25 protein-coding genes are annotated in these 19,882 nt (G+C 40.5%); 9 read left to right on the top strand and 16 right to left on the bottom strand.

Annotated features, from left to right (window positions below):
* Nucleotides 1-123: 123 nt before the first annotated feature.
* Both SB775_RS11940 and fabL read right to left on the bottom strand, forming a co-directional pair.
* Complete coding sequence (locus tag SB775_RS11940; protein WP_061461734.1) at nucleotides 124-399, bottom strand: gamma-type small acid-soluble spore protein; 276 nt, start codon at nucleotides 397-399, stop codon at nucleotides 124-126.
* Nucleotides 400-481: 82 nt separating this feature from the next.
* Complete coding sequence (gene fabL / locus SB775_RS11935) at nucleotides 482-1,231, bottom strand: enoyl-[acyl-carrier-protein] reductase FabL (protein WP_061461733.1); 750 nt, start codon at nucleotides 1,229-1,231, stop codon at nucleotides 482-484.
* A gap of 68 nt (nucleotides 1,232-1,299) precedes the next feature.
* Here fabL and SB775_RS11930 point away from each other — a divergent pair, with 68 nt between their 5' ends.
* Nucleotides 1,300-1,524, top strand: a complete 225-nt coding sequence (locus SB775_RS11930; protein WP_061461732.1) for a hypothetical protein — start codon at nucleotides 1,300-1,302, stop codon at nucleotides 1,522-1,524.
* 101 nt (nucleotides 1,525-1,625) lie between these two features.
* On the opposite strand, the gene mutY is transcribed toward SB775_RS11930, so the two are convergent.
* Nucleotides 1,626-2,741 (bottom strand): A/G-specific adenine glycosylase, encoded by a 1,116-nt coding sequence (mutY, locus tag SB775_RS11925; RefSeq protein WP_410861714.1) that lies wholly within the window; start codon nucleotides 2,739-2,741, stop codon nucleotides 1,626-1,628.
* 205 nt (nucleotides 2,742-2,946) lie between these two features.
* Here mutY and SB775_RS11920 point away from each other — a divergent pair, with 205 nt between their 5' ends.
* A complete protein-coding gene (locus SB775_RS11920; protein ID WP_410861713.1) occupies nucleotides 2,947-3,924 on the top strand; it encodes a metal-dependent hydrolase in 978 nt (325 codons plus the stop codon).
* A 56-nt stretch (nucleotides 3,925-3,980) separates the two neighbouring features.
* Here the strand turns inward: SB775_RS11920 and SB775_RS11915 are convergent, their stop codons facing one another.
* Nucleotides 3,981-4,247, bottom strand: coding sequence for a YfhJ family protein (locus SB775_RS11915; RefSeq protein ID WP_061461729.1), 267 nt, complete (start codon nucleotides 4,245-4,247; stop codon nucleotides 3,981-3,983).
* Between the two features lie 113 nt (nucleotides 4,248-4,360).
* Between SB775_RS11915 and SB775_RS11910 the strand changes: the two genes are divergently transcribed.
* Entirely contained in the window at nucleotides 4,361-4,516 is a 156-nt protein-coding gene (locus tag SB775_RS11910; RefSeq protein WP_034305387.1) for a small, acid-soluble spore protein K, read from the top strand.
* A 38-nt stretch (nucleotides 4,517-4,554) separates the two neighbouring features.
* On the opposite strand, the gene SB775_RS11905 is transcribed toward SB775_RS11910, so the two are convergent.
* Both SB775_RS11905 and recX read right to left on the bottom strand, forming a co-directional pair.
* A complete protein-coding gene (locus SB775_RS11905) occupies nucleotides 4,555-4,866 on the bottom strand; it encodes a YfhH family protein (RefSeq protein ID WP_061461728.1) in 312 nt (103 codons plus the stop codon).
* A gap of 75 nt (nucleotides 4,867-4,941) precedes the next feature.
* The gene (recX, locus tag SB775_RS11900) at nucleotides 4,942-5,739 is read right to left on the bottom strand and encodes a recombination regulator RecX (RefSeq protein ID WP_061461727.1); all 798 of its coding nucleotides are present in this window, start codon (nucleotides 5,737-5,739) and stop codon (nucleotides 4,942-4,944) included.
* Between the two features lie 127 nt (nucleotides 5,740-5,866).
* Between recX and SB775_RS11895 the strand changes: the two genes are divergently transcribed.
* The 3 genes from SB775_RS11895 (at nucleotide 5,867) to SB775_RS11885 (ending at nucleotide 7,256) form a co-directional block, all read left to right on the top strand.
* Nucleotides 5,867-6,787, top strand: coding sequence for a TIGR01777 family oxidoreductase (locus tag SB775_RS11895; protein ID WP_410861712.1), 921 nt, complete (start codon nucleotides 5,867-5,869; stop codon nucleotides 6,785-6,787).
* Nucleotides 6,788-6,840: 53 nt separating this feature from the next.
* The gene (locus SB775_RS11890; RefSeq protein ID WP_081088510.1) at nucleotides 6,841-6,963 is read left to right on the top strand and encodes a YfhE family protein; all 123 of its coding nucleotides are present in this window, start codon (nucleotides 6,841-6,843) and stop codon (nucleotides 6,961-6,963) included.
* 107 nt (nucleotides 6,964-7,070) lie between these two features.
* Nucleotides 7,071-7,256, top strand: a complete 186-nt coding sequence (locus tag SB775_RS11885; RefSeq protein ID WP_061461725.1) for a YfhD family protein — start codon at nucleotides 7,071-7,073, stop codon at nucleotides 7,254-7,256.
* 375 nt (nucleotides 7,257-7,631) lie between these two features.
* Here SB775_RS11885 and SB775_RS11880 read toward each other — a convergent pair whose 3' ends face one another.
* The 5 genes from SB775_RS11880 to SB775_RS11860 all read right to left on the bottom strand — a co-directional run bounded on the left by SB775_RS11880 (nucleotide 7,632) and on the right by SB775_RS11860 (nucleotide 13,012).
* Entirely contained in the window at nucleotides 7,632-9,212 is a 1,581-nt protein-coding gene (locus tag SB775_RS11880; RefSeq protein WP_410861711.1) for a fatty acid--CoA ligase, read from the bottom strand.
* Between the two features lie 131 nt (nucleotides 9,213-9,343).
* Nucleotides 9,344-10,495 (bottom strand): thiolase family protein, encoded by a 1,152-nt coding sequence (locus SB775_RS11875; protein ID WP_410861710.1) that lies wholly within the window; start codon nucleotides 10,493-10,495, stop codon nucleotides 9,344-9,346.
* A 30-nt stretch (nucleotides 10,496-10,525) separates the two neighbouring features.
* Nucleotides 10,526-11,671 carry an acyl-CoA dehydrogenase family protein gene (locus SB775_RS11870; protein ID WP_410861709.1) on the bottom strand — a complete coding sequence of 382 codons (1,146 nt, stop codon included), beginning with the start codon at nucleotides 11,669-11,671 and terminating at the stop codon, nucleotides 10,526-10,528.
* Between the two features lie 109 nt (nucleotides 11,672-11,780).
* Nucleotides 11,781-12,548: a 3-hydroxyacyl-CoA dehydrogenase gene (locus tag SB775_RS11865; protein ID WP_089362889.1), complete on the bottom strand. Its 768-nt coding sequence runs from the start codon at nucleotides 12,546-12,548 to the stop codon at nucleotides 11,781-11,783.
* Between the two features lie 35 nt (nucleotides 12,549-12,583).
* Entirely contained in the window at nucleotides 12,584-13,012 is a 429-nt protein-coding gene (locus SB775_RS11860; protein WP_089362888.1) for a MerR family transcriptional regulator, read from the bottom strand.
* A 164-nt stretch (nucleotides 13,013-13,176) separates the two neighbouring features.
* Between SB775_RS11860 and SB775_RS11855 the strand changes: the two genes are divergently transcribed.
* The 3 genes from SB775_RS11855 to SB775_RS11845 all read left to right on the top strand — a co-directional run bounded on the left by SB775_RS11855 (nucleotide 13,177) and on the right by SB775_RS11845 (nucleotide 15,182).
* A complete protein-coding gene (locus SB775_RS11855) occupies nucleotides 13,177-13,602 on the top strand; it encodes a universal stress protein (RefSeq protein WP_061461719.1) in 426 nt (141 codons plus the stop codon).
* A gap of 173 nt (nucleotides 13,603-13,775) precedes the next feature.
* Nucleotides 13,776-14,660, top strand: coding sequence for a cidABC operon transcriptional activator CidR (gene cidR, locus SB775_RS11850; RefSeq protein ID WP_410861708.1), 885 nt, complete (start codon nucleotides 13,776-13,778; stop codon nucleotides 14,658-14,660).
* A gap of 150 nt (nucleotides 14,661-14,810) precedes the next feature.
* Nucleotides 14,811-15,182 carry a hypothetical protein gene (locus tag SB775_RS11845; protein WP_410861707.1) on the top strand — a complete coding sequence of 124 codons (372 nt, stop codon included), beginning with the start codon at nucleotides 14,811-14,813 and terminating at the stop codon, nucleotides 15,180-15,182.
* A 63-nt stretch (nucleotides 15,183-15,245) separates the two neighbouring features.
* Here SB775_RS11845 and SB775_RS11840 read toward each other — a convergent pair whose 3' ends face one another.
* From SB775_RS11840 to SB775_RS11820, 5 genes are all read right to left on the bottom strand, one after another.
* A complete protein-coding gene (locus tag SB775_RS11840) occupies nucleotides 15,246-15,968 on the bottom strand; it encodes an amino acid ABC transporter ATP-binding protein (protein WP_317778133.1) in 723 nt (240 codons plus the stop codon).
* Nucleotides 15,965-16,621 (bottom strand): amino acid ABC transporter permease, encoded by a 657-nt coding sequence (locus SB775_RS11835; RefSeq protein ID WP_061461716.1) that lies wholly within the window; start codon nucleotides 16,619-16,621, stop codon nucleotides 15,965-15,967. The genes SB775_RS11840 and SB775_RS11835 overlap by 4 nt, the downstream gene beginning before the upstream one ends.
* A 79-nt stretch (nucleotides 16,622-16,700) precedes the next feature.
* Nucleotides 16,701-17,522, bottom strand: coding sequence for a basic amino acid ABC transporter substrate-binding protein (locus SB775_RS11830; protein WP_089362885.1), 822 nt, complete (start codon nucleotides 17,520-17,522; stop codon nucleotides 16,701-16,703).
* A gap of 343 nt (nucleotides 17,523-17,865) precedes the next feature.
* Entirely contained in the window at nucleotides 17,866-18,885 is a 1,020-nt protein-coding gene (locus SB775_RS11825) for an AI-2E family transporter (protein WP_061461714.1), read from the bottom strand.
* Nucleotides 18,886-19,462: 577 nt separating this feature from the next.
* Complete coding sequence (locus SB775_RS11820; RefSeq protein ID WP_061461713.1) at nucleotides 19,463-19,696, bottom strand: excisionase family DNA-binding protein; 234 nt, start codon at nucleotides 19,694-19,696, stop codon at nucleotides 19,463-19,465.
* Nucleotides 19,697-19,882: the final 186 nt, after the last annotated feature.

Here is a 19,882-nt window from a genome sequence, read left to right as displayed (position 1 = left end):
GCTAAGGAAAATGGCCCCGGTACAATACCGGGACCATTTATTAGCTGCTTAGGCACTTTTTTATACTGTCCGTAAAACGGGGCACAGTTCAAAGAAGGATGCCTTTCTTTTTTAAAACCGCAATTAGCCTTGGTTTTTATTGCTTTGAGATTTTTGGTTTTGTTGTTTCACTTCTTGAACGTTAGTTTCAGAAGCAAACTCCGTACCAAATTGACCTTGAGCTTGACCTTGACCTTTTTTTTGCTGAGATTGCGCGTTTTGTTGTCTTACTTGTTGAACGTTTGTTTCACTTGCAAACTCAGTACCGAATTGGCCTTGACCTTGCTGAGATTGCGCGTTTTGCTTTCTCACTTGTTGAACGTCAGTACCAGCTTGTGATTTATTATTGTTATTAGCCATTGATAATCACCTCCACGATAATAAGATAACCATTAAGATGGAGTGTTATCCAACTAAAAACATTTAAATTTTTCCAATTATTTTAAACAAGCAACGAAATGCCTCCATCAACTATAACGGTTTGTCCACGAATCATACTCGCTCCATCCGAAATTAAAAACAAGATGGTATTCACCATATCTTCAACCTCGACCATCCGTCCAGCAGGAGTCTGTTCTGCCGCCTCAGCAAGCATTTCATCCCGATTTGGAAAGGATTTCAGGGCATCCGTATCGATCACACCGCCAGAAACCGCATTGACACAAATGTTCATTGAAGCCAGTTCAACAGCTAAATATCTTGTCAATGCTTCAAGCGCCGCTTTCGATACTCCGACGGCTGTATAATTTTTCAAATAGCGAATGGACCCTAGTGAACTTATGCTGACGATTTTCCCTCCGCCGTTCCTCTCCATTAATTTCGCCGCTTCCTGTGCACAGAAAAGGAGGGCTTTTGTATTGATGTCCATGGTCCAGTTCCAATGTGATTCTTCAAGCTCCATCAATGGCCTCTGTACTCCTGATGCCGCATTATTAATGAAGATGTCCAAACGTCCATAATAAGCATCGATTTCCTCGAACATGCTCTTCACTTTCGCAACGTCGCCTACATTTGCCTTGACTACAAGAGCTTTACGCCCCAACGCTTCAATTTCAGCTGCCACTTCTAATGCTTTCGACTTGCTCCGGGCATAATTAATAACGAGGTCGTAACCTTCCTCTGCAAGCCTTATTGCCGTGCTTCTACCTAAACCTTTACTGCTACCTGTAACGAGTGCCACTTTTTGTTCCATTCGTTTATTCATCCTTTCTGAGTAAACACAGAGTAATAAAAATCATTTTTAAAAGGAGTGTTACTGTTATGTATGTTGGACGTGATATGACAGAGTTGTCGATGATGAAAAAATCGGATTGGGAAAATAGTGAACTAGCCTATTTTCATCACTCCCTTCAACAAATGGTACCTTATTTAAACCAAGAAGGACAGAGTATCCATAGCGAAATCGTCAAAGAAATTGAAAATAGGGGCGGACTTAATAGGCAGGAAGCCGATTATACTCATGGAACGAAAACCATTTACGATTGATTTTATACGGATTTGACATTGCAAATCAACAAAAGAAGAGGATATCTTAGCGGATATCCTCTTTGATTATACCAAATTTCACTAGCACCTTTATTTAATGTTCAATACGCTTTTTTTTCTTTATAGGCCTTTATCATTTTTTGGTGGGAAACCGGAAATGCGAACTCCTCCATCTCAGCTTCACTCACCCACTTGAGTTGGTGTTCTTTTAATGTCTCTTCACTGATGGCTTCTTTGATCATTCCCGTATACGTGTCCACTTTCCAAACAAGATGCGAGAAAACATGTTCAATTCTCACAAGTGATTCTGTAATTTCCGGTTTGACACCATACATTTCCTGAAACCGATTCTCGAAGAATTCCCTTTTATGCTGTAGGGATGAATGGTTCTCGAAATTCAGATATTCCCAAAGATTCGCTAGCAATCCTTCAGAAGCCCGCTTGTGAATCAAAAATTCACCTTTTTCATTCGTCAATACGGCAGCCACAATTGGTACATCCCGCGTTTTTTTCTTTTGGATTTTTACCGGCAGTTCCGACTGAACCCCTGCTTCAAATGCAAGACAATGACTTTGAACGGGACATAATAGACAGGCAGGCTTACCTGGTGTGCAGATTAATGCCCCCAGTTCCATCAATGCTTGATTGAAGGCAGAAGTATGATCATGATCGATCAGCTTTCTGACGGCAGCCTCGAAGGTTTTTCTAGTCTTTGGCTTTGCTATATCTTCATATATCATCAATATCCTTGATAAAACACGCATAACGTTTCCATCGACGGCTGGCTCCGGTTTGCCATAGGCGATACTCAGAATCGCACCAGCTGTATAAGGGCCGACACCTTTCAATTTGGAAATTTCCTCGGGATCGTCCGGTACAATCCCATTATAGGAAGACTTCACTTCCTGAACGGCACTATGCAGATTCCTCACCCGTGAGTAATATCCGAGACCCTCCCAAGCTTTTAAGACTTTCTCTTCATCTGCAATGGCAAAATCCTCTAGTGTGGGAAACCATTCAACAAACCGGTTGAAATATGGAATCACCGTGTCCACTCTCGTTTGCTGCAGCATTATTTCAGAAACCCAAACACGGTAAGGGTCCTTATTTTCCCTCCATGGCAATTCTCTTTGTTCTTCAAGAAACCAGCTAACTAAATCTTTCTGAAAATCATCAATTTTTATTTTTTCTATTGTCGGGATCGTTATTTCTTTCACATCAGTTCCTCCAAAGATGTTACACTCTTATCAAAAATGGGAATACCAATAGTAGGTCATTCTTTTTTTAATATCATGTTCATATCCATTTATTTGTATTGGGGCACGAAAATAAGATAATTATATTCATTTGATGGTTAATATATAAATACGGTATGATGAGAGAAGACCATTTTTTTCAAATTGTGGCAGGGAGGTTAGTTTTTTGGATACAGGTACTCACTTTGTCATGGGAATTGCTCTTGGAGGTCTTGCCACATTAGATCCTGTCATTGCGCAGAGCCCAGTAACTGCAAGTGCAGTCATTGCAGGTACGATATTGGGATCACAAGCTCCAGACATTGACACTGTTTTAAAATTAAGGAATAACGCTGTATATATACGAAATCACCGTGGAATCACGCATTCCATTCCCGCTGTTTTACTTTGGCCCTTGATTATCAGCGGAGCACTTTTCGCCATCATACCTGAAGCAAATTACCTTCACCTTTGGCTTTGGACCTTTTTAGCCGTATTCCTTCATGTATTCGTGGATATATTCAATGCTTATGGGACCCAGGCTCTTAGGCCAATTTCTTCAAAATGGGTAGCTTTAGGGGTCATCAATACATTCGACCCGTTCATTTTTGGAATACATGTTGCCGGCCTGATATTATGGGGCTTTGGATTTCCTCCAGGCTATTTATTTCTCTCGATTTACGGAATACTTGTTCTTTATTACATTTCCAGATTCAGGGAGCAGGCTTTCATTAAAAAAGCCGTAAAGCAACAAATTCCTGGAGCAAGGAAAATTCTTTTATCACCGACCATGCGTTTTCACCGCTGGAAAATAGCGGTAATTACCGAAAAGAATTATTATGTGGCACGAGCCGATAATGGGTATGTGAAGATTCTTGATACGTTTGATCGAGTGCCATTACCTGAAAGTGAAATTCTTGAAGTCGCCAAGAAGGATATCAACTTGGCTGCCTTTCTGTCCTTTTCTCCGGTTTACCGCTTTGAAATCGAGCAGAAAAAAGAATATTATGAAGTCCGTTTTATCGATTTAAGATACCGCAGCAATGGTTATTACCCGTTTGTGGCAGTAGTTCATTTAGACCGCGATTTGAATATCTTGAATTCGTATACCGGTTGGATCTTTAGCGAAGCGAAGTTGCAGAAGAAATTGAATATTATTTTGTAGTCGCTGCCTACCTGAAAAAAGGCTGGTTCCAGAGAATCCCTCTGGAATCAGCTTTTTTAATGCAATCGATTCTGTTGATTTAATAAATGTTGATATTTAGGATTTTTTGCAATGAATTCGTGGAAATGCTCACCGTAGTTATCGATCCAGGTCCTAACAACACGTGATGTCATTTCTTCTCCGGCATATTCATGTCCAGCCTTTGCATAGGTCGCTTCGAAATCTTCCCATAATAATTCCACCCAAGTCAAAGCTTGCTCATACGTGATGTGATCATTTTTCTCAAGCAGTTTCTTGGTTAACCTTTCATGGTAATCATTCATTAGAACCACCTCATTGCCAATATTTTTACAGAATGAACTATACAGTCCCTTACCCATACTAGTGGTAAGCGGAAACGCTTCTTTCATAAATCTGATGCCTGGAGGAGAAAAACTTGCGAAATAAACAAAAAGGATTCCCCAACCAAAACAATAATAAATTCCAAGGCGAGCCTCGTGCAAAGGCAAGATATGCTTCAAAGCGTGCAGATGGAAGTATTAATACACACCCTCAAGAACGAATGAAAGCATCAAACGAGCGATCGAATTAAGGCAATTCAAAAGGAATCGGGGTCTTCCCGGTTCCTTTTTATTTCAACATTGAAATTGGCAGTGCCTCTTCCTTACCGCTTCCACCCAAGCGGTAACCCCAGGCGAATACACCGTTCATATAATCAATTTTGAAATAGACACCGGGATCGCCTTCAATTTGATATATTTCACCTTTTTTGAAATCATCGGGATTTAATAAATAGGCCTTGGCCATCGTCACTTTCCGTTCCAATACAGAAAATTCATTAACCATTCCCAATTGCTCTGCTTTTCTCGCTTTTTCAGTCAATGCTGCAATTTCCTGCTGCAGTTCATAGACCGACAACTTGCTGTATCTTACGTCGCTCATATATATGGCTCCTTAAATGAAATATTAATTTACTTCTATATTAAACAAAATTTTGTGATTTGGCTATCGATGCACTTAATCCATTTCAGGATTGGAAAGATAACGCTCAATCAATTCTATTGGAAAACCTTTTCGGTATAATGCCTGCTTCATTTTTTGTTCATATTCGAAGCCTTCATGGTTTTTATATCTGCGTTTCATTTTTTCGGCATGGTGGCATAGAGAATCCCATTGTTCATCTTCATCCTTTTCAACCGCCACATCTTCAAGTGCTTCAAGGATGACATCTCTCGGGAAACCTTTCCGTAACAAGGTTTGTTCAACTTTTAGCTTTAATGCCCGTTCCGAAATGTTTTTTTCCTTTTTGACCGATTTTCCAGCAAGTTTCCTTGCATGCTCAATCTGAATATCATAGGGGTATTCCTTCAATGCCTCGACAACCAACTTTTCTTGTACCCCTTTTTCCTTAAGCTCGAGCTTAAGGGTAGTGGGCCCTTTATTGCCTCCGTTTACATGGGTCCGTACGTAAGCCTTGGCAAATTCAAGGTCGTCTAAATAGTTAAAGCTGTATAGCTTATGTATCGCTTCCTTTATAATCGGCTCTTCTGTTTCCTTCTTTTTCAAATAAAGGCGAATTTCCGATTCCGAACGCATCCGGTATGATAAATAATTCAGTGCATCAGTAAATGCTTTTTGGATTTCATCATGAAATTGTATTTCAGCCAGGAGCAGGCCATCGAGTGCCATACCCTTTTTCAAATGAAATTTCAATAGCACTTCTTCGTCCACACTGAAAGCATATTTTTCATCAACGAAAATGTTATAACGATCTTTACGTTTTTTTTGGGTTGTTATTTTTGTTATGTTTGGCATAAAATCCACCCCCATTCCTACTTTACCCGTTTACGTGTACCATTTCTAGATATAGCATGTCTAAAAATGAAAAAAGCACATGGGCATGTTAAAGTGAAGAAAAGAATAGGGAAAGGAAGTGGTTTTCATGAAAATAGCCATTGCTGGTGGAAGCGGTTTTGTCGGCACAGCCCTTATTGATGAATTATCAAAAGAAAATCATGATATATATATTTTGACCAGGCATCCCGAAAAGTTCAAAAAACGGACAAATTCTACATATATCGGCTGGTTGACCAAGGACGCAAAGCCGGAAAAGCATTTGGAGGGGCTCGATGTTTTCATTAACCTTGCTGGTGAATCTTTAAACAGCGGGCGTTGGAATCCTGAAAGAAAACGCCGGATAGTCGAAAGCAGGGTCGAAGCTTCCAAAGAGATGAACCGGATCCTTTCCATACTGCCCGAAAAAGTGTCTGTCATCATCAACGCAAGTGCAATCGGATATTATGGTATTTCGGACCATGACACATTTACCGAAACCTCTGAATCCATCGGTGATGATTTCTTGGTCCGTACTGTTAAGCTTTGGGAAAAGGAAGCCGCTAAATCCCGCTCTTACTGTAAAAGGTTCGTCCTAACAAGATTCGGTGTGATCCTGGGAGAAAAAGAAGGCGCATTGCCAATGATGGTCCTACCTTATAAACTTTTCGGCGGAGGAAAGATGGGTAAAGGGAATCAGTGGCTTTCCTGGATTCATATTCATGACGCTGTCCGTGCAATCATCTTCTGCATGAACGATTCAAGGATAGAAGGTCCAGTCAATTTTACGGCACCGAACCCCGTTCAGATGGATACATTCGGGGAAACGATAGGAGCTGTCCTTCACAGGCCCCATTGGTTACCTGTACCTCCCTTTTTCCTCAAGAAACTGCTGGGGGAAATGAGCATACTTGTGCTTGAAGGCCAAAATGTTCTTCCCATCAAACTTAAAGAGGAAGGATTCATTTTCTCCTTTCCAACCCTTAAAGAAGCTTTACAAAATATCTTAAAAGAAGATTCTCACGTATGAAAGGGTCATTTTAGGAAAAAATAGGGATATTAAGTGAAATGGAGATGATCTAATTGCTCAAAAAACACGATAAAGAGAAAAGTAACTTAACTAGTACCCAAGCAATTCTTTATGCTCGCGAATTTAAAAAAGCAGATCGAGCTGGTGGATATACCGAGAAGAAATCCCGTCGTTAAGTTTGGAGTTTTTTCCCTTACATTTTGAACAGCCACTCAACACAAAATAAGCTGGAGATGATAATTGTGAATTCATCTCCAGCTTTTTTACTCTAGGGGGCGCTAACATGGGACGAAATAACATACACCATAATCGAGATAAGAACAAACAAAAACTTCCTCAGGTTCCTAAAAACCTGAAAAGTGACGGACTTGACGTTGAATATTCTTCCGAACTGGCTGACCAAGAAGACGTCAAGGCACAAGCCCGGGCAAATGCAGCTGACCGCCGTGCACATAATCGCCGCTCATAAGCAGGAGAAACTAATCAAGGGGCTGTAAATCAGCCCCTTATATTTTCTTTATTTACATAACTTATCCACAACCTTGTGTATATTGTGGATATATTCTGAAAATACCGACAATCTTTAAGTGCAATAACTCACCTTATCAACATGAAAATAATGTTATTTCTGGATAACCCTGTGGATTATGTGGATAAAGGGAATGTTATACTAAGTACTCTGCATTTTTGTTGTGGATAACTATTCTCTCTCTTTGATTTGTTCCACAGGATTATTATGCATTTACTAATTCAACTAAAGAATCAATTCATACCAGCTGCTGCCTAAGCTGATTTTCATGGGTTAAATTTATATGTCTTGGCCTTTTGGCTACTGCCCCCGGCATTAAAGAAGGTTCCCCAAACTTTTTCCATCAACATTTTCTTCCAACTGTTTACGAAGCAAGAATTTTTGTATCTTCCCACTTGCGTTTCGAGGCAGATCATTACAGAATATATATCTTCTTGGACGTTTATAGTTCGCAAGTGTATCACTGTTCCTACACCACGTTTCTAAATCGGTTTCCGCAAGCGTTGGGTCTTTGGCTACAATGAAGGCCGTTACAATTCCCCCCCATTTATCATCAGGCTGACCAAGTACTGCACAGTCGAGGACTCCATGATGCTCATAAAGTGTGTCTTCCACTTCACGTGGATATATATTTTCCCCACCAGAGATAATCATGTCGTCCACTCTGTCCTTGACCCACAGGTATCCATCTTCATCTAGGAAACCGATGTCACCGGAATGGTACCAACCTTTGTATAGCGCTTTTTCTGTCTCTCCACCTTTTTGAAAGTACCCCTGCATAATACATGGACCTTTCACAAGGATTTCACCTGTTTCCCCAGGTTCCAAAATATCATCGGGATCTGATGGCCCTTCGTCATTCGGACGGGCAATGATGATTTCATGATCTAAACATGCTTTGCCGGCAGAACCCGCTTTCCTAATTTGATCATCTTCCAATAGGAGAGTGATGGCCGGACCCATTTCAGTCATTCCATAAGCTTGGATGAACTGGATGCCAAGTTTCTCCTGACAGGCACGTACAAGTGATGGGGCCATTGGGGCTGCTCCATAAAGCCCCAGCTTCAAGCTCTGGAATTTATACTCATCCAAGTTTTCCTGAATGAGCATGTTCCACATCGTTGGTGCAGCAAATAACTTGGTGATCCCCTCGGATTCAATCATTTCCATAACCTTTTTGGGATTAAACTGATGTAATATGACATTTGTGGCACCAACCTGTACGCGAGGTAAAAAGGAACAATGCAATTCAGCACAATGAAACATCGGTGCAGTAATCAAACCGATATCAGAGCGTTCATACTTCATGGCCTCTATTAAAATTGCTGCTTGTTTGATCATATCTTTATGAAGGTGAATGACCCCTTTTGGACATCCGGTTGTCCCGCTCGTATACATGATGGCATAAACATCATCCTCGTGAACGTCCACTTCGTCTGGCTTTGATGAGATACTGGCCATTTTTTGGCGGTAACCTTTGGCATATCCAGGCACTTCATCATCAATAAACCAGAAAGCCGTTTCCGGAAATCGCTTCTCAACGGCGGCAACGGTCGATTCCAATTCTTGTTCGAATATAACGACCTTTGGAGAAGCGTCACTTAAAATGAAGGCCAGCTCCTCTGGCATTAAGCGGAAGTTGATTGGATTAAAGATTGCACCGATTTTTGCACAGGCAAAGAATGCGGTGGCAAGCTCTTCATTGTTGTAAAGGTATGTAGAGACCCTGTCCCCTTTTCGCACTCCTTCCGCTTGAAGGACCGCCGCCAATCTATTCACCTGCTCATTCCACTGAATGTACGTATAACGGATATTTCTTCTCACGTCGTAGATAGCCTCTTTTATGGGGAAATTCTGAACCGTCTGATCAAAGATATTTTTAATCGTTACTGACATATCATTTTCCTCCTCAAGTAAACCCACCATCAACAGGAAGAGTTCAGGCCATCCTGCCGAAGGTCGGTTTCATCCCTATTTCAGCTTTACTTTCGTGCGAATTACAATGTTCATAACCGGTTGGTCCCGTTTCAGTCCAATCTTTCAATTATGGTGGCATTCGCCATGCCGTGGCCCTCACACATTGTTTGCAGCCCATAACGGCCGCCTGTTCTTTCTAACTCATGGATCATCGACACCATCAATCGGGCACCGCTTCCGCCAAGAGGATGACCTAAGGCGATCGCCCCGCCATTTGGATTCAGCTTCATGGGGTCTGCCCCCGTTTCTTTTAGCCAGGCAATCGGGACAGGAGCGAAAGCCTCATTCACTTCAAAGACATCGATATCATCAATGGAAAGGCATGCTTTTTCCAAAGCCTTTTGAGTGGCAGGTATCGGGCCCGTAAGCATCAGGGTTGGATCTGACCCGACAACAACCCGTGTATGCACTTTAAAGCGCGGTTTCAATCCAAGTTCTTCCGCTTTACTGCGTTCCATCAATAATAAAGCGGCAGCACCGTCACTGATCTGGCTTGAATTACCGGCATGGATTAAACCATCTTCTTGAAAAACCGTTTTTAATCCCGCAAGTACTTCCAGCGTAGTTTCGGCCCTTGGACCTTGATCTTCCTTAACCTCCATATAATTCCCTTCCTTATCAGTACCAATTACTGATATCATTTCACGGTCAAAATAGCCTTCTTTTTGAGCGCGTATTGCTTTGTCATGACTCTCAACGGAAAACTGATCACATTCTTCACGTGTTATTCCCCACTTATCGGCAATTCTTTCAGCCGATAAACCTTGATTGATCACCTCATAGCTCTCTAAATACTTTGGACTCGTTAAGGCTCCTTGATAATTAGACCCCATAGGGACTCGGGACATGTTTTCCACTCCTCCCGCCACTACCACATCCATATCTCCCGACAAAATGGCTTGGGAAGCGAAATGGACAGCCTGCTGACTTGATCCGCATTGACGATCAATCGTCGTTCCCGGAACTTCAATCGGAAAACCGGCAATCAGTGCAGCAACGCGTGCTATATCACCGGCCTGTTCGCCAGCCTGTGAAACACAACCTAAAATGACATCATCGACAATAGACGGATCAATGCCTGCCTTTTCAATCAGCTTCCTCAATACTTCCCCTGCCAAATCATCTGGGCGAATGTCTTTCAAAACACCGTTCCTTCTGCCGACTGGCGTGCGAATCCCTTCGACGATAACCACTTCCCGCATATACTCTCTTCCCTTCTCATCCTGTCTTTATTAAAGGCCAAGATTCTTAGCGATGATTTTCTTCATGATTTCATTTGTCCCGGCATAGATGCTTGCTACCGGGACATCCCGATACCTTCTGGCAATCTTGTATTCTTCCATATATCCATAGCCGCCATGGAGCTGCATGCATTCAATCGATATTTTTCTCGCAGTCTCCGTCAAGCGCCATTTTGCCATCGACACTTCCGTGACCACCTGTTCACCCGCCATATGATTGGCGATCAATTGATCCAGGAAAACACGCCCCATTTTGATTTCGGTTGCCATTTCAGCGATTTTGAATTGAGTATTTTGAAACTGGCTCACGGATTTTCCGAAAGCTTCCCTGCTTTTCACGTACTCGATCGTATCGGCCAGCATATCCTCAGACGCCGTTTGGGAACAAATGGCAACAACAAGACGTTCCTGCTGTAATTTCTCCATTAAGTAAGTAAAACCTTTACCTTCTTCACCAAGCAGGTTTTCCTTTGGAACACGGCAATCCTCGAAGATGAGTTCTGCTGTATCCTGACTGTGCAAACCAAGTTTCTTCAGTTTGCGTCCCCTGGAAAATCCAGGTGTGTCCCTTTCGACCACAACTAAGCTAAGCCCTTTATGCTTCGGAACGGCATTTGGTTCCGTTTTACAAGCAACGATGACCAAATCCGAATGAATGCCATTTGTGATGAATGTCTTTTGGCCATTTAATATGTAATGATCTCCATCCAAAATCGCAGTCGTTTTAATATTGGCTAAATCCGAACCTGTTCCAGGCTCTGTCATCGCGATGGCTGTAATGATTTCCCCTGTCGTGCATTTTGGAAGCCAGCGCTGTTTCTGCGACCCATTTCCGTATGCGGCAATATAAGGAACAGTGATGTCACTGTGTAGTCCGAAACCAATGAAACCAGAACCCACCCTTTCCAATTCCTCATTAATAATGACCGCAAAGCCCCAATCTACCCCGGAACCCCCATACTCTTCACCAAGATCCGGACATAAAAAACCCTGTTTCCCCATTTTCACCCAAAATGATCTGGGAATGATTTTCTCTTCTTCCCATCGTTCATAGTGGGGAACTGCTTCTTTCTCCAAAAATTTTCGGAATGATTTGCGGAAAATCTCATGATCTTCACTTAGATATGGATGTTTCATCTGTTTTATCTCCTCATGTACGGCGTTGTCCAAGGCCTTTCCATTTAGGAAGGTCCTTTTTCAAATAATCACAATAAATGGCATTGTCTTTTCTGAAGGGAATTCACACTTACCTGGGTGACATTCGTATGGCCCCATCCAGTCTGATGGTTTCCCCATTCAGCATTGGATTCGTTATGATGCTTTCCGTTAGTTTAGCGTACTCTTCGGGATACCCGAGCCTTGAAGGGAATGGCACGGTTTTACCTAATGACGTCCTTGCTTCATCAGGCAATGAATCGAACATCGGAGTTTGGAATAGACCCGGTGCAATCGATACAACACGTATCCCCTTGGCTGCAAGCTCCCTTGCAACCGGCAGGGTCATCCCAACAATCCCTCCCTTGGAGGCACTATATGCAGCTTGTCCGATTTGTCCTTCAAAGGCAGCTACCGAAGCAGTATTGATAATGACCCCGCGCTCCCCCTCTTGGTTCGGCTCATTTTCGGCCATTTTTTCAGCTGCAAGCCGGATCACGTTAAATGTACCGACCAAATTGATTGTCACCACATTTGAGAACGCTTTCAATTCATGTGCACCTTTCCTGCCTATGACCTTCTCAGCAATTGCAATACCAGCACAGTTGACGACCGTGTTGATACTCTGGAATTTTTCAATTCCTTTTTCCAACGCTCCCAATACGCTTTCTTCACTTGTTACATCCGTTTTAACAAAAAGGACTGAATCTCCCAATTCTTGCACCAGTTTAACGCCATTTTCTTCAGAGAGGTCACATATGACCGCTTTTCCTCCTTTTTTAATGATGTTTCTTACTGTCGCCGCTCCCAGACCTGATGCCCCGCCAGTCACCACTGCAATGCTTTCTTGAATTTCCAATTCCTCACCCCATTTGTTTCGTCTAGAATATATATTCATCTTTCACGATCATAAAACCTATTTTCAATATTAATTTCACCGCTTGCCTGTTTCACCTTCAATTCACAAAGGGTTTCGGTAAAGCCTTTGATTACCTGTTCAAAATCCTGCTTCAATCCATCCAGCTCTTTAATGCGTTCATTAATTTCGCTTAATTTCTGTCCTGCCGTTTCTATCGTTTTTTCCAATTGCTTAATACCCGTCCCATCCTTATCGAATAAAAGGACTATATCCTTAATTTCCACTAACGAAAACCCATACTTCTTACCGCGCATTATGATTTTGAGTTGTGCGTATTCTTTCTTTCCATAAACTCTTCTTCCCGTTTCAGTACGCTTTGGCCTGAGCATACCCAGTTCCTCATAATATCGGAGAGTCCTTGTCGTCAATTCGAATTCTTTTGCTAACTCAGAAATGGTGTACATGTTAAAACCACGCTTTGCAAAGGGATTGTTTACCCTTATTTTAACATTGACGTTAACGTAAACTTCAATAAATATTCACAAAATTTACAATATATGAAACTGTGCGAAAGATTTAGACTGATATACTATTAGTATATTCCTCAAAAGAAGGGAAGGACAAGATCATGCTATGTTCAAAAATATTAGTTGCTTATGATGAATCTGAATTGGCGCTTAAATCTTTAGAGAAAGCGATTGAATTAACGAAGCTGGATCCCTCTATCGAAATCCAGGTTCTTCACGCTGTTACACTTCCAATCAAACCATATATATATGGCAATGCTTTTCAGGAAATTGAAGAATCCATGCTCAAGTATGGCAATGAAGTAATAAAAAAAGCGGAAGCGCTATTATCCGAAATCCCGAATCCATCCCAAACATTTGTCGTAGAAGGTTCAGCCATCACGGCTTTATTGGAACATGCACAATCCCAGAATTGTGACCTTATCATCATGGGCAGCCGCGGATTGAGTGGTTTCAAGGAATTCCTGGGCAGCGTGAGTCACTACATCGTCCAGCATTCCCCTGTGCCTGTCTTATTGGTCAAATAAAATGTGCTGCAAACTTTTCTTATGGCCTGTCCTAAAGAAGCTGGGTTCCCTTTGGAATCCAGCTTCTTTATGCGAACATGAACATTAGGTAACTCAATCCTTATCATGTTTTACAAACACTTCCGTTTACAGGTAAAATGAAAGTAATTTTAATGAGGATAACAGGTGAAGCAATGGATATTAAACATTTGCAATACTTTATAGAGGTAACCAATTTCAATAGCTTTACTCGGGCTGCCGATCATTTATTCATTACCCAGCCGACTATAAGCAAGATGATTAAAAACCTGGAAACCGAGCTAGGCGTTGAACTTTTTGATCGTTCCCGTAAGCAAATGATCTTGACCGATGCTGGCAGGGTCGTCTTAGAGCAGGCAAAATTGATTGATAAGGCCTTTCACAATTTAGAAACGGAAATGGACAATTTATTAGGTTTAAAAAAGGGGCATATACGCATCGGTTTGCCGCCGATCATCGACGCCTCTTTCTTCCCGCGAATTCTTAGCCGTTTCCATGAGAACTATCCCAATATTACCTTTCAATTAGTAGAGGATGGTTCAAAGAAAATTGAAGAATCAGTCCAAAATGACTTAATTGATATAGGCGTAATAGTCCTGCCAACCAACACCGCACTTTTTCATCATTTTGCTTTTTTAGAAGAAGACATCACCTTGATTGTTCATCCCTCCCATCAATATGCTTGTCGGGAAGAAATCGATTTGGCCGACCTGGAAAACGAGTCTTTCATCTTATTCAATAAAGATTACGTCCTTCGTGATCTCGTCATTTCATCCTGTAATGAAGCCGGCTTCTCTCCACATATCGTCATGGAAAGCTCACGCTGGGATTTTATTGAGGAAATGGTTTACTGTAGACTTGGCGTTTCTCTATTGCCTGAAAGTTTATGTCGTAATGATGAACGCGTAAAGTCCATCAAGGTTAAAAACCCCTCCATTAGTTGGAATTTGGGATTCATTTGGAGTAAGGACCATTACCTTTCATGCGCTGCAAAAGAATGGCTGAAATATACGAGGGAAGCGTTGTCACATAAAGAGTGAATTAAAAGGCATGATCGATGTAAGCACTATCATAGATTTTGGTTATGCACATGATAACATCTAACCATTTTACAATACGTAAGGGCGGGGTTAGACTTGGTAAGCACGTTAAATGCCGATGGATTCCATAGTTTCGGAAAGGAGATATTCATGATCACTTTATCTAATGTCGATGAGTTACATGCAGCAGAAGCAACTCTGGAGAAAATTAAGAGTTCACACCCCGAACTATTTAATAAACTGCTCCATGTCGTTGCCTTAACACGGGCGTTTCAATTTAAATATCAATTTATGGGGACGTTAATCATGGATGTAACCCCTAACGAATGTACCCCTGAATTCGTTATGCCCTCCGTTATTAGATTATATCTAGAGGAAGTTCAAAAGTTAAAGAATGATCCGAATTTCCAGGTATTACATCAGACCTTCTCCCAATATAAAAGTATTGGATATGCCAAAATCAGTATGCTTGTGCTCGGTAAAAGCCCTGAATCGCTTTTAGGCGCTTCATGCATCAAATGAAGCCAATGATATGTTCCTAAAAAAAACCTCCATTAACGGAAGGTTTTTTTCTTAAAAGCTTAATTATAGCACTTTACTCAAAAAGGCTCTGGTTCTTCCCTGCTGGGGATTATCAAAAATTTCACTGGGGATATTTTCTTCGATAATATAACCTTCATCCATGAAAATCACGCGATCGCCAACTTCTTTTGCGAACCCCATCTCATGGGTCACCACCACCATGGTCATGCCCTCCTTGGCCAATTGCTTCATGACCTCAAGGACTTCACCGACCATTTCCGGATCAAGAGCGGAAGTCGGCTCATCGAATAACATGATTTTGGGTTCCATCGCCAACGCCCTGGCGATTGCCACACGTTGCTTTTGTCCCCCCGATAATGAATCCGGGTATGCGTTTGCTTTCTCGGCAAGCCCCACTTTCTTAAGCAGTTCAATGCCTCTTTGGGAAGCCTGTTCTTTGGAAATCTTGCGGACCTTTAAAGGCGCGAGCATAATATTCTCAAGAACCGTCTTATGAGGGAATAAGTTAAAATGCTGAAATACCATGCCAACTTCCGTTCGAACTTTATTGATATTGACCTTCTTGTCTGTCGTATCAAGTCCCTCGATGAAAATATGGCCTCCCGTTATCGTTTCAAGTTGATTGATACACCTGAGGAAAGTGGATTTACCCGATCCAGAAGGCCCAATTACCACCACTACTTCCTGAGGTGCAACGATTGCATTGATATTTTTCAATACTTCATTTTCCCCAAATGACTTCTTTAGATTCTCGACCTTGATCATTCTGTTTTCAACCTTCTTTCGAGTCTATTTAATACGAAACTTAAAATGAGGGTCAGGAATAAATAAATGAAGGCACATGCCAAATATGGCTCCCAAACTTTAAAATACTGACTCCCCATCGCTTTCCCCCAATACATTAATTCTGGTGCTGCAATGACACAAAGCAGGGATGAATCCTTCAATAATACGATGAATTCATTTCCCAACGGAGGGATCATTCGTTTAAAAGCTTGAGGTAATACAACATGAATCATTGTTTGGGTATGGGTCATTCCCAATGAACGTGCCCCTTCCATTTGCCCTTTATCGATGGATTGAATGCCCGCACGGAAAATTTCCGCAATATATGCGGCTGCATTTAAAGATAAAGCAATGACCCCAGCAGTTACTGCATTCGTTTCCCCGGTAAAAAAGGGCACAATGCCAAAATGGATTAAAAAGATTTGAACTAATAGGGGTGTTCCGCGAAAAACCGTGACATAACAGTAAAATGGAAAGGCAAGCACTTTGTTTCTCATGATTTTCCCTAAACCGATCAATAACCCCAAAAAGGTTCCGATGAGGATGGAGGAAACCGACAGCCCTATAGTAAGTAATGTTCCTTTTAATAAGAAAGGAGCATATTCAAAAATAATATCCCAGCGAAAACTCATTCCGTTCCCCTCCTAAAGACCAAAAAAACTGCGTAACTTCACACGTAAAGTTACGCAATCTTCTACTATCCACTTGTTTTTATTGTTGTGCTTTCAATGTTTCGATATCTGGATCAGTACCAAACCACTCTTTATAAATTTCTGCGTATTTACCATTTTCATAAATGGCATTCACTGCTTTATCGAACTCCGATTTCAATTCACTGCCTTTTGGGAACATAAGACCATAGAATTCCTTATTGAAACTATTGCTATCTTCAACGACTTTCAGTTTTTGATCCGGGTTATTTTTCACATATTCTTCAACAACCGTATTATCAGCTACGACAGCCGAAGCTCCCCCTTTTAGTAATTCCTGAATGGCCAGGTTATTATTTTCGAATTTCTTGATGTCCTTGTGATTTTTTCCAAGGAGTTTCTCTACCGCTTCCTGTCCGGTTGTACCAGTCTGAACGGCAATGACCTTTCCTTTCAATTCATTTCCTGATTTTATATCACTTTTCTCTGGAACGAGAATCTTGTTTGTTGATAAAAAGTACGGAACCGAAAAATCATAAGATTGTTTTCTTTCGTCATTCACTGTAATCGCAGAAATTGCGACATCCGCTCTCTTAGATTCAATTTCAACAAAAATCGGATCCCAACCAACGGTTTCCAATTTAACTTCATAACCCGCTTCTTTAGCGACAGCATTGATGAAATCAACATCGAATCCTACAATCTTATCACCTTCAAGAAATTCAAATGGAGCATAATTGGCGTCCGTCACGATCCTGAGTGTTTTTCCACTGGACTCTTCTTCTTTACTGGTTGTCGAGACTTCCTTGTCCTTCCCGCATCCTGTCATGACTAATAACAAAGAAGTTACCATGGCAAAAACTAAAAAAGAAACCTTTTTCAAAATAATCCCCTCTTCTCTCTCATAAACTCTATTTTTTTAAAAAAAACAGATAAATCTAATTTTATAGAAGATTCAGTTTATTCCTTCAAGAATATTATACGTTTATTTGTTTTTTTATGCAATAAAAAGTCGGACAAATAACTTTAGTAAAATAAATTTTTAATCAATTAACTCAGTAAATTAGAAACGTAATTATGCTTTAATGGGTAACACACAGACTTTTATCACCTCCATTCCAATTAATGGTCATTATATTGGAAACAGATAGTGCAAATTTTCAAAAGGTTTAATCGAACAAAAATAAGCAGCGGCCAAATTAGCGTGGCCGCTGCTTAAATGATTTTCAGGGGACTTCCTTAGTCCCCTCTTCAATATCTAACATATCCAACAGGAAGATGAAGATCGGGATCCCGATGATCAATCCCCATATCCCAAGGAAATGCTCGGAAAACAATAGGATGATAAAGGTGAAAAATGTTGGAAGATTTGTTTTTGCCGACATGAATTTCGGATTTAAAATATAGCTTTCAAGTGAATGGATCACAACAATCATGATAAACACAGCAATCACTTTTGGCATACCGCCGATACTGTAGGCAATCATGCTAAGTGGAACTAAGGAGATAATAACTCCTGCAACTGGAATCAACCCTAGGAAGAAAATCATAATTCCTAGACCGATCAACTGTGGAAATCCAAGAATCCATAAGAAAAATACTGAAAGGACTGCATTCGTAATGGCTATTAAGAACTGGACCTCAATTACCTTTCCGAATGAATTGATGAACTTAACTCCAAAGTGACCAAGATTTATAAAGAAGGATTTGAATTTACCCCGCTTAAATTTAGAAGTAAAACGAATAATTTTATCTTTTTCCAATAAGAAAAATAGACTAAGCAGTATAGAAAGGAAAATCTGTAATGCCAGTTTGCCGAAATCAGATACATAAAGATAAAGCGTATTCATCTGTTTTTGAAGATCGAGCGGCGATCCGTTCTCGTTCATTAAACTAATGGCGTATTGAATGACCCGACTATCGGGAGGATGTTGAAAGAAGAAAACGATTTGTGTAACTAATTCCGTAAATTGCAACGTTATGACCGGTAGATATTTATAAAGAACGATGGCTAAACAAGAAATAACGACTGCATATAAAAAGCTAATAACAACCTTAGAGTTGATATGCATCACTTTATTTAGCCGAATCATGATAAATTGCTCCAGCCTTCCCATCAAGAAAGTGAAAACAAATGTGAATAACACGATATTAACCATACTTCCGATGCTTATTAAAAAGAGGACTAACACAATTAATGTAATTAACCTTGAAAAACCTTCGCTTTGCAAATACTCTTTTACCACTTACCTATCTCCTAACTACCATTCTGCTGTGATAATTCCTATTTTACACGGAATTGAAGGATTCTACTACAAATACCTTACATTGACAACAAAATTATTTGAATCATCAGTAAGCCCCATTTTGCGGACGTTAGATAAGACCTTTTTAGAACATCCGGTTCCTTAATTCCACTGCCATTCATGCATGAAAAAACATCTGCCGAATGGGCAGATGCTAATCCTCATCCTTCACATCGATATCTTCGGGGATGGGCTCGTTATAATAATCCGCTAATTGCTTCTTATACTTCTCCATCTGTTCAAGATGCATATTACTATGAGATAAAACTAATTAATCTTTGATATCACTGTATTTTTAATTGGGATAAAACTAAAAGAAAGACAACACCCTAATAATATACGGGCAAATATATAATAACATTTAGATAAAACTATATTATCATAATCTGAATTGTTTTTATCCAGTTTCCCCTTTGTATTCTCAATGTAATTTTAATTTATATAAATATAATTTTCTATCCCTGTAACGAGCTGAAGATCTGACATTAAGGTTATTAAACGTAGGTATTAGCCTTTATTAGTCTTCATCTTTAATATCTTTATCTTCTGGAATTGGTTCATTCTCCAACTCCTCCACTAACTTTTTATATTTCTCAAGCTGTTCAAAATGGGTCTTGAACTGTTCCTTGTAGACCAATACTTCACCCTCACCGTCATGCAAAACTCTTATTTTCCCTTGTAAAATTAATTTCTCCACATATGGTACAGACACCGATAAGTAATCAGCCGTTTCCTCTACTGTTATATACAATTAATTCGTCACTCCTTCATAGCTAACATAGACATCTTTCTTTTGCTCGATAGCAACTACATAAAAATGTTTATATGCCAGTAAAACTCCTTCAATACGATTCACTAAGACTAAACATTTTTTGTTGCAAAATGAGACTTGCGACTACAATGTCGGTGATTAATTACGTACAGACTTATTTTGTCT

It is taken from the genome of Peribacillus sp. SIMBA_075, assembly GCF_046534585.1.
The sequence above is the reverse complement of the archived record's forward strand: the minus strand, read 5'-3'. Positions and strand labels throughout refer to the sequence as shown.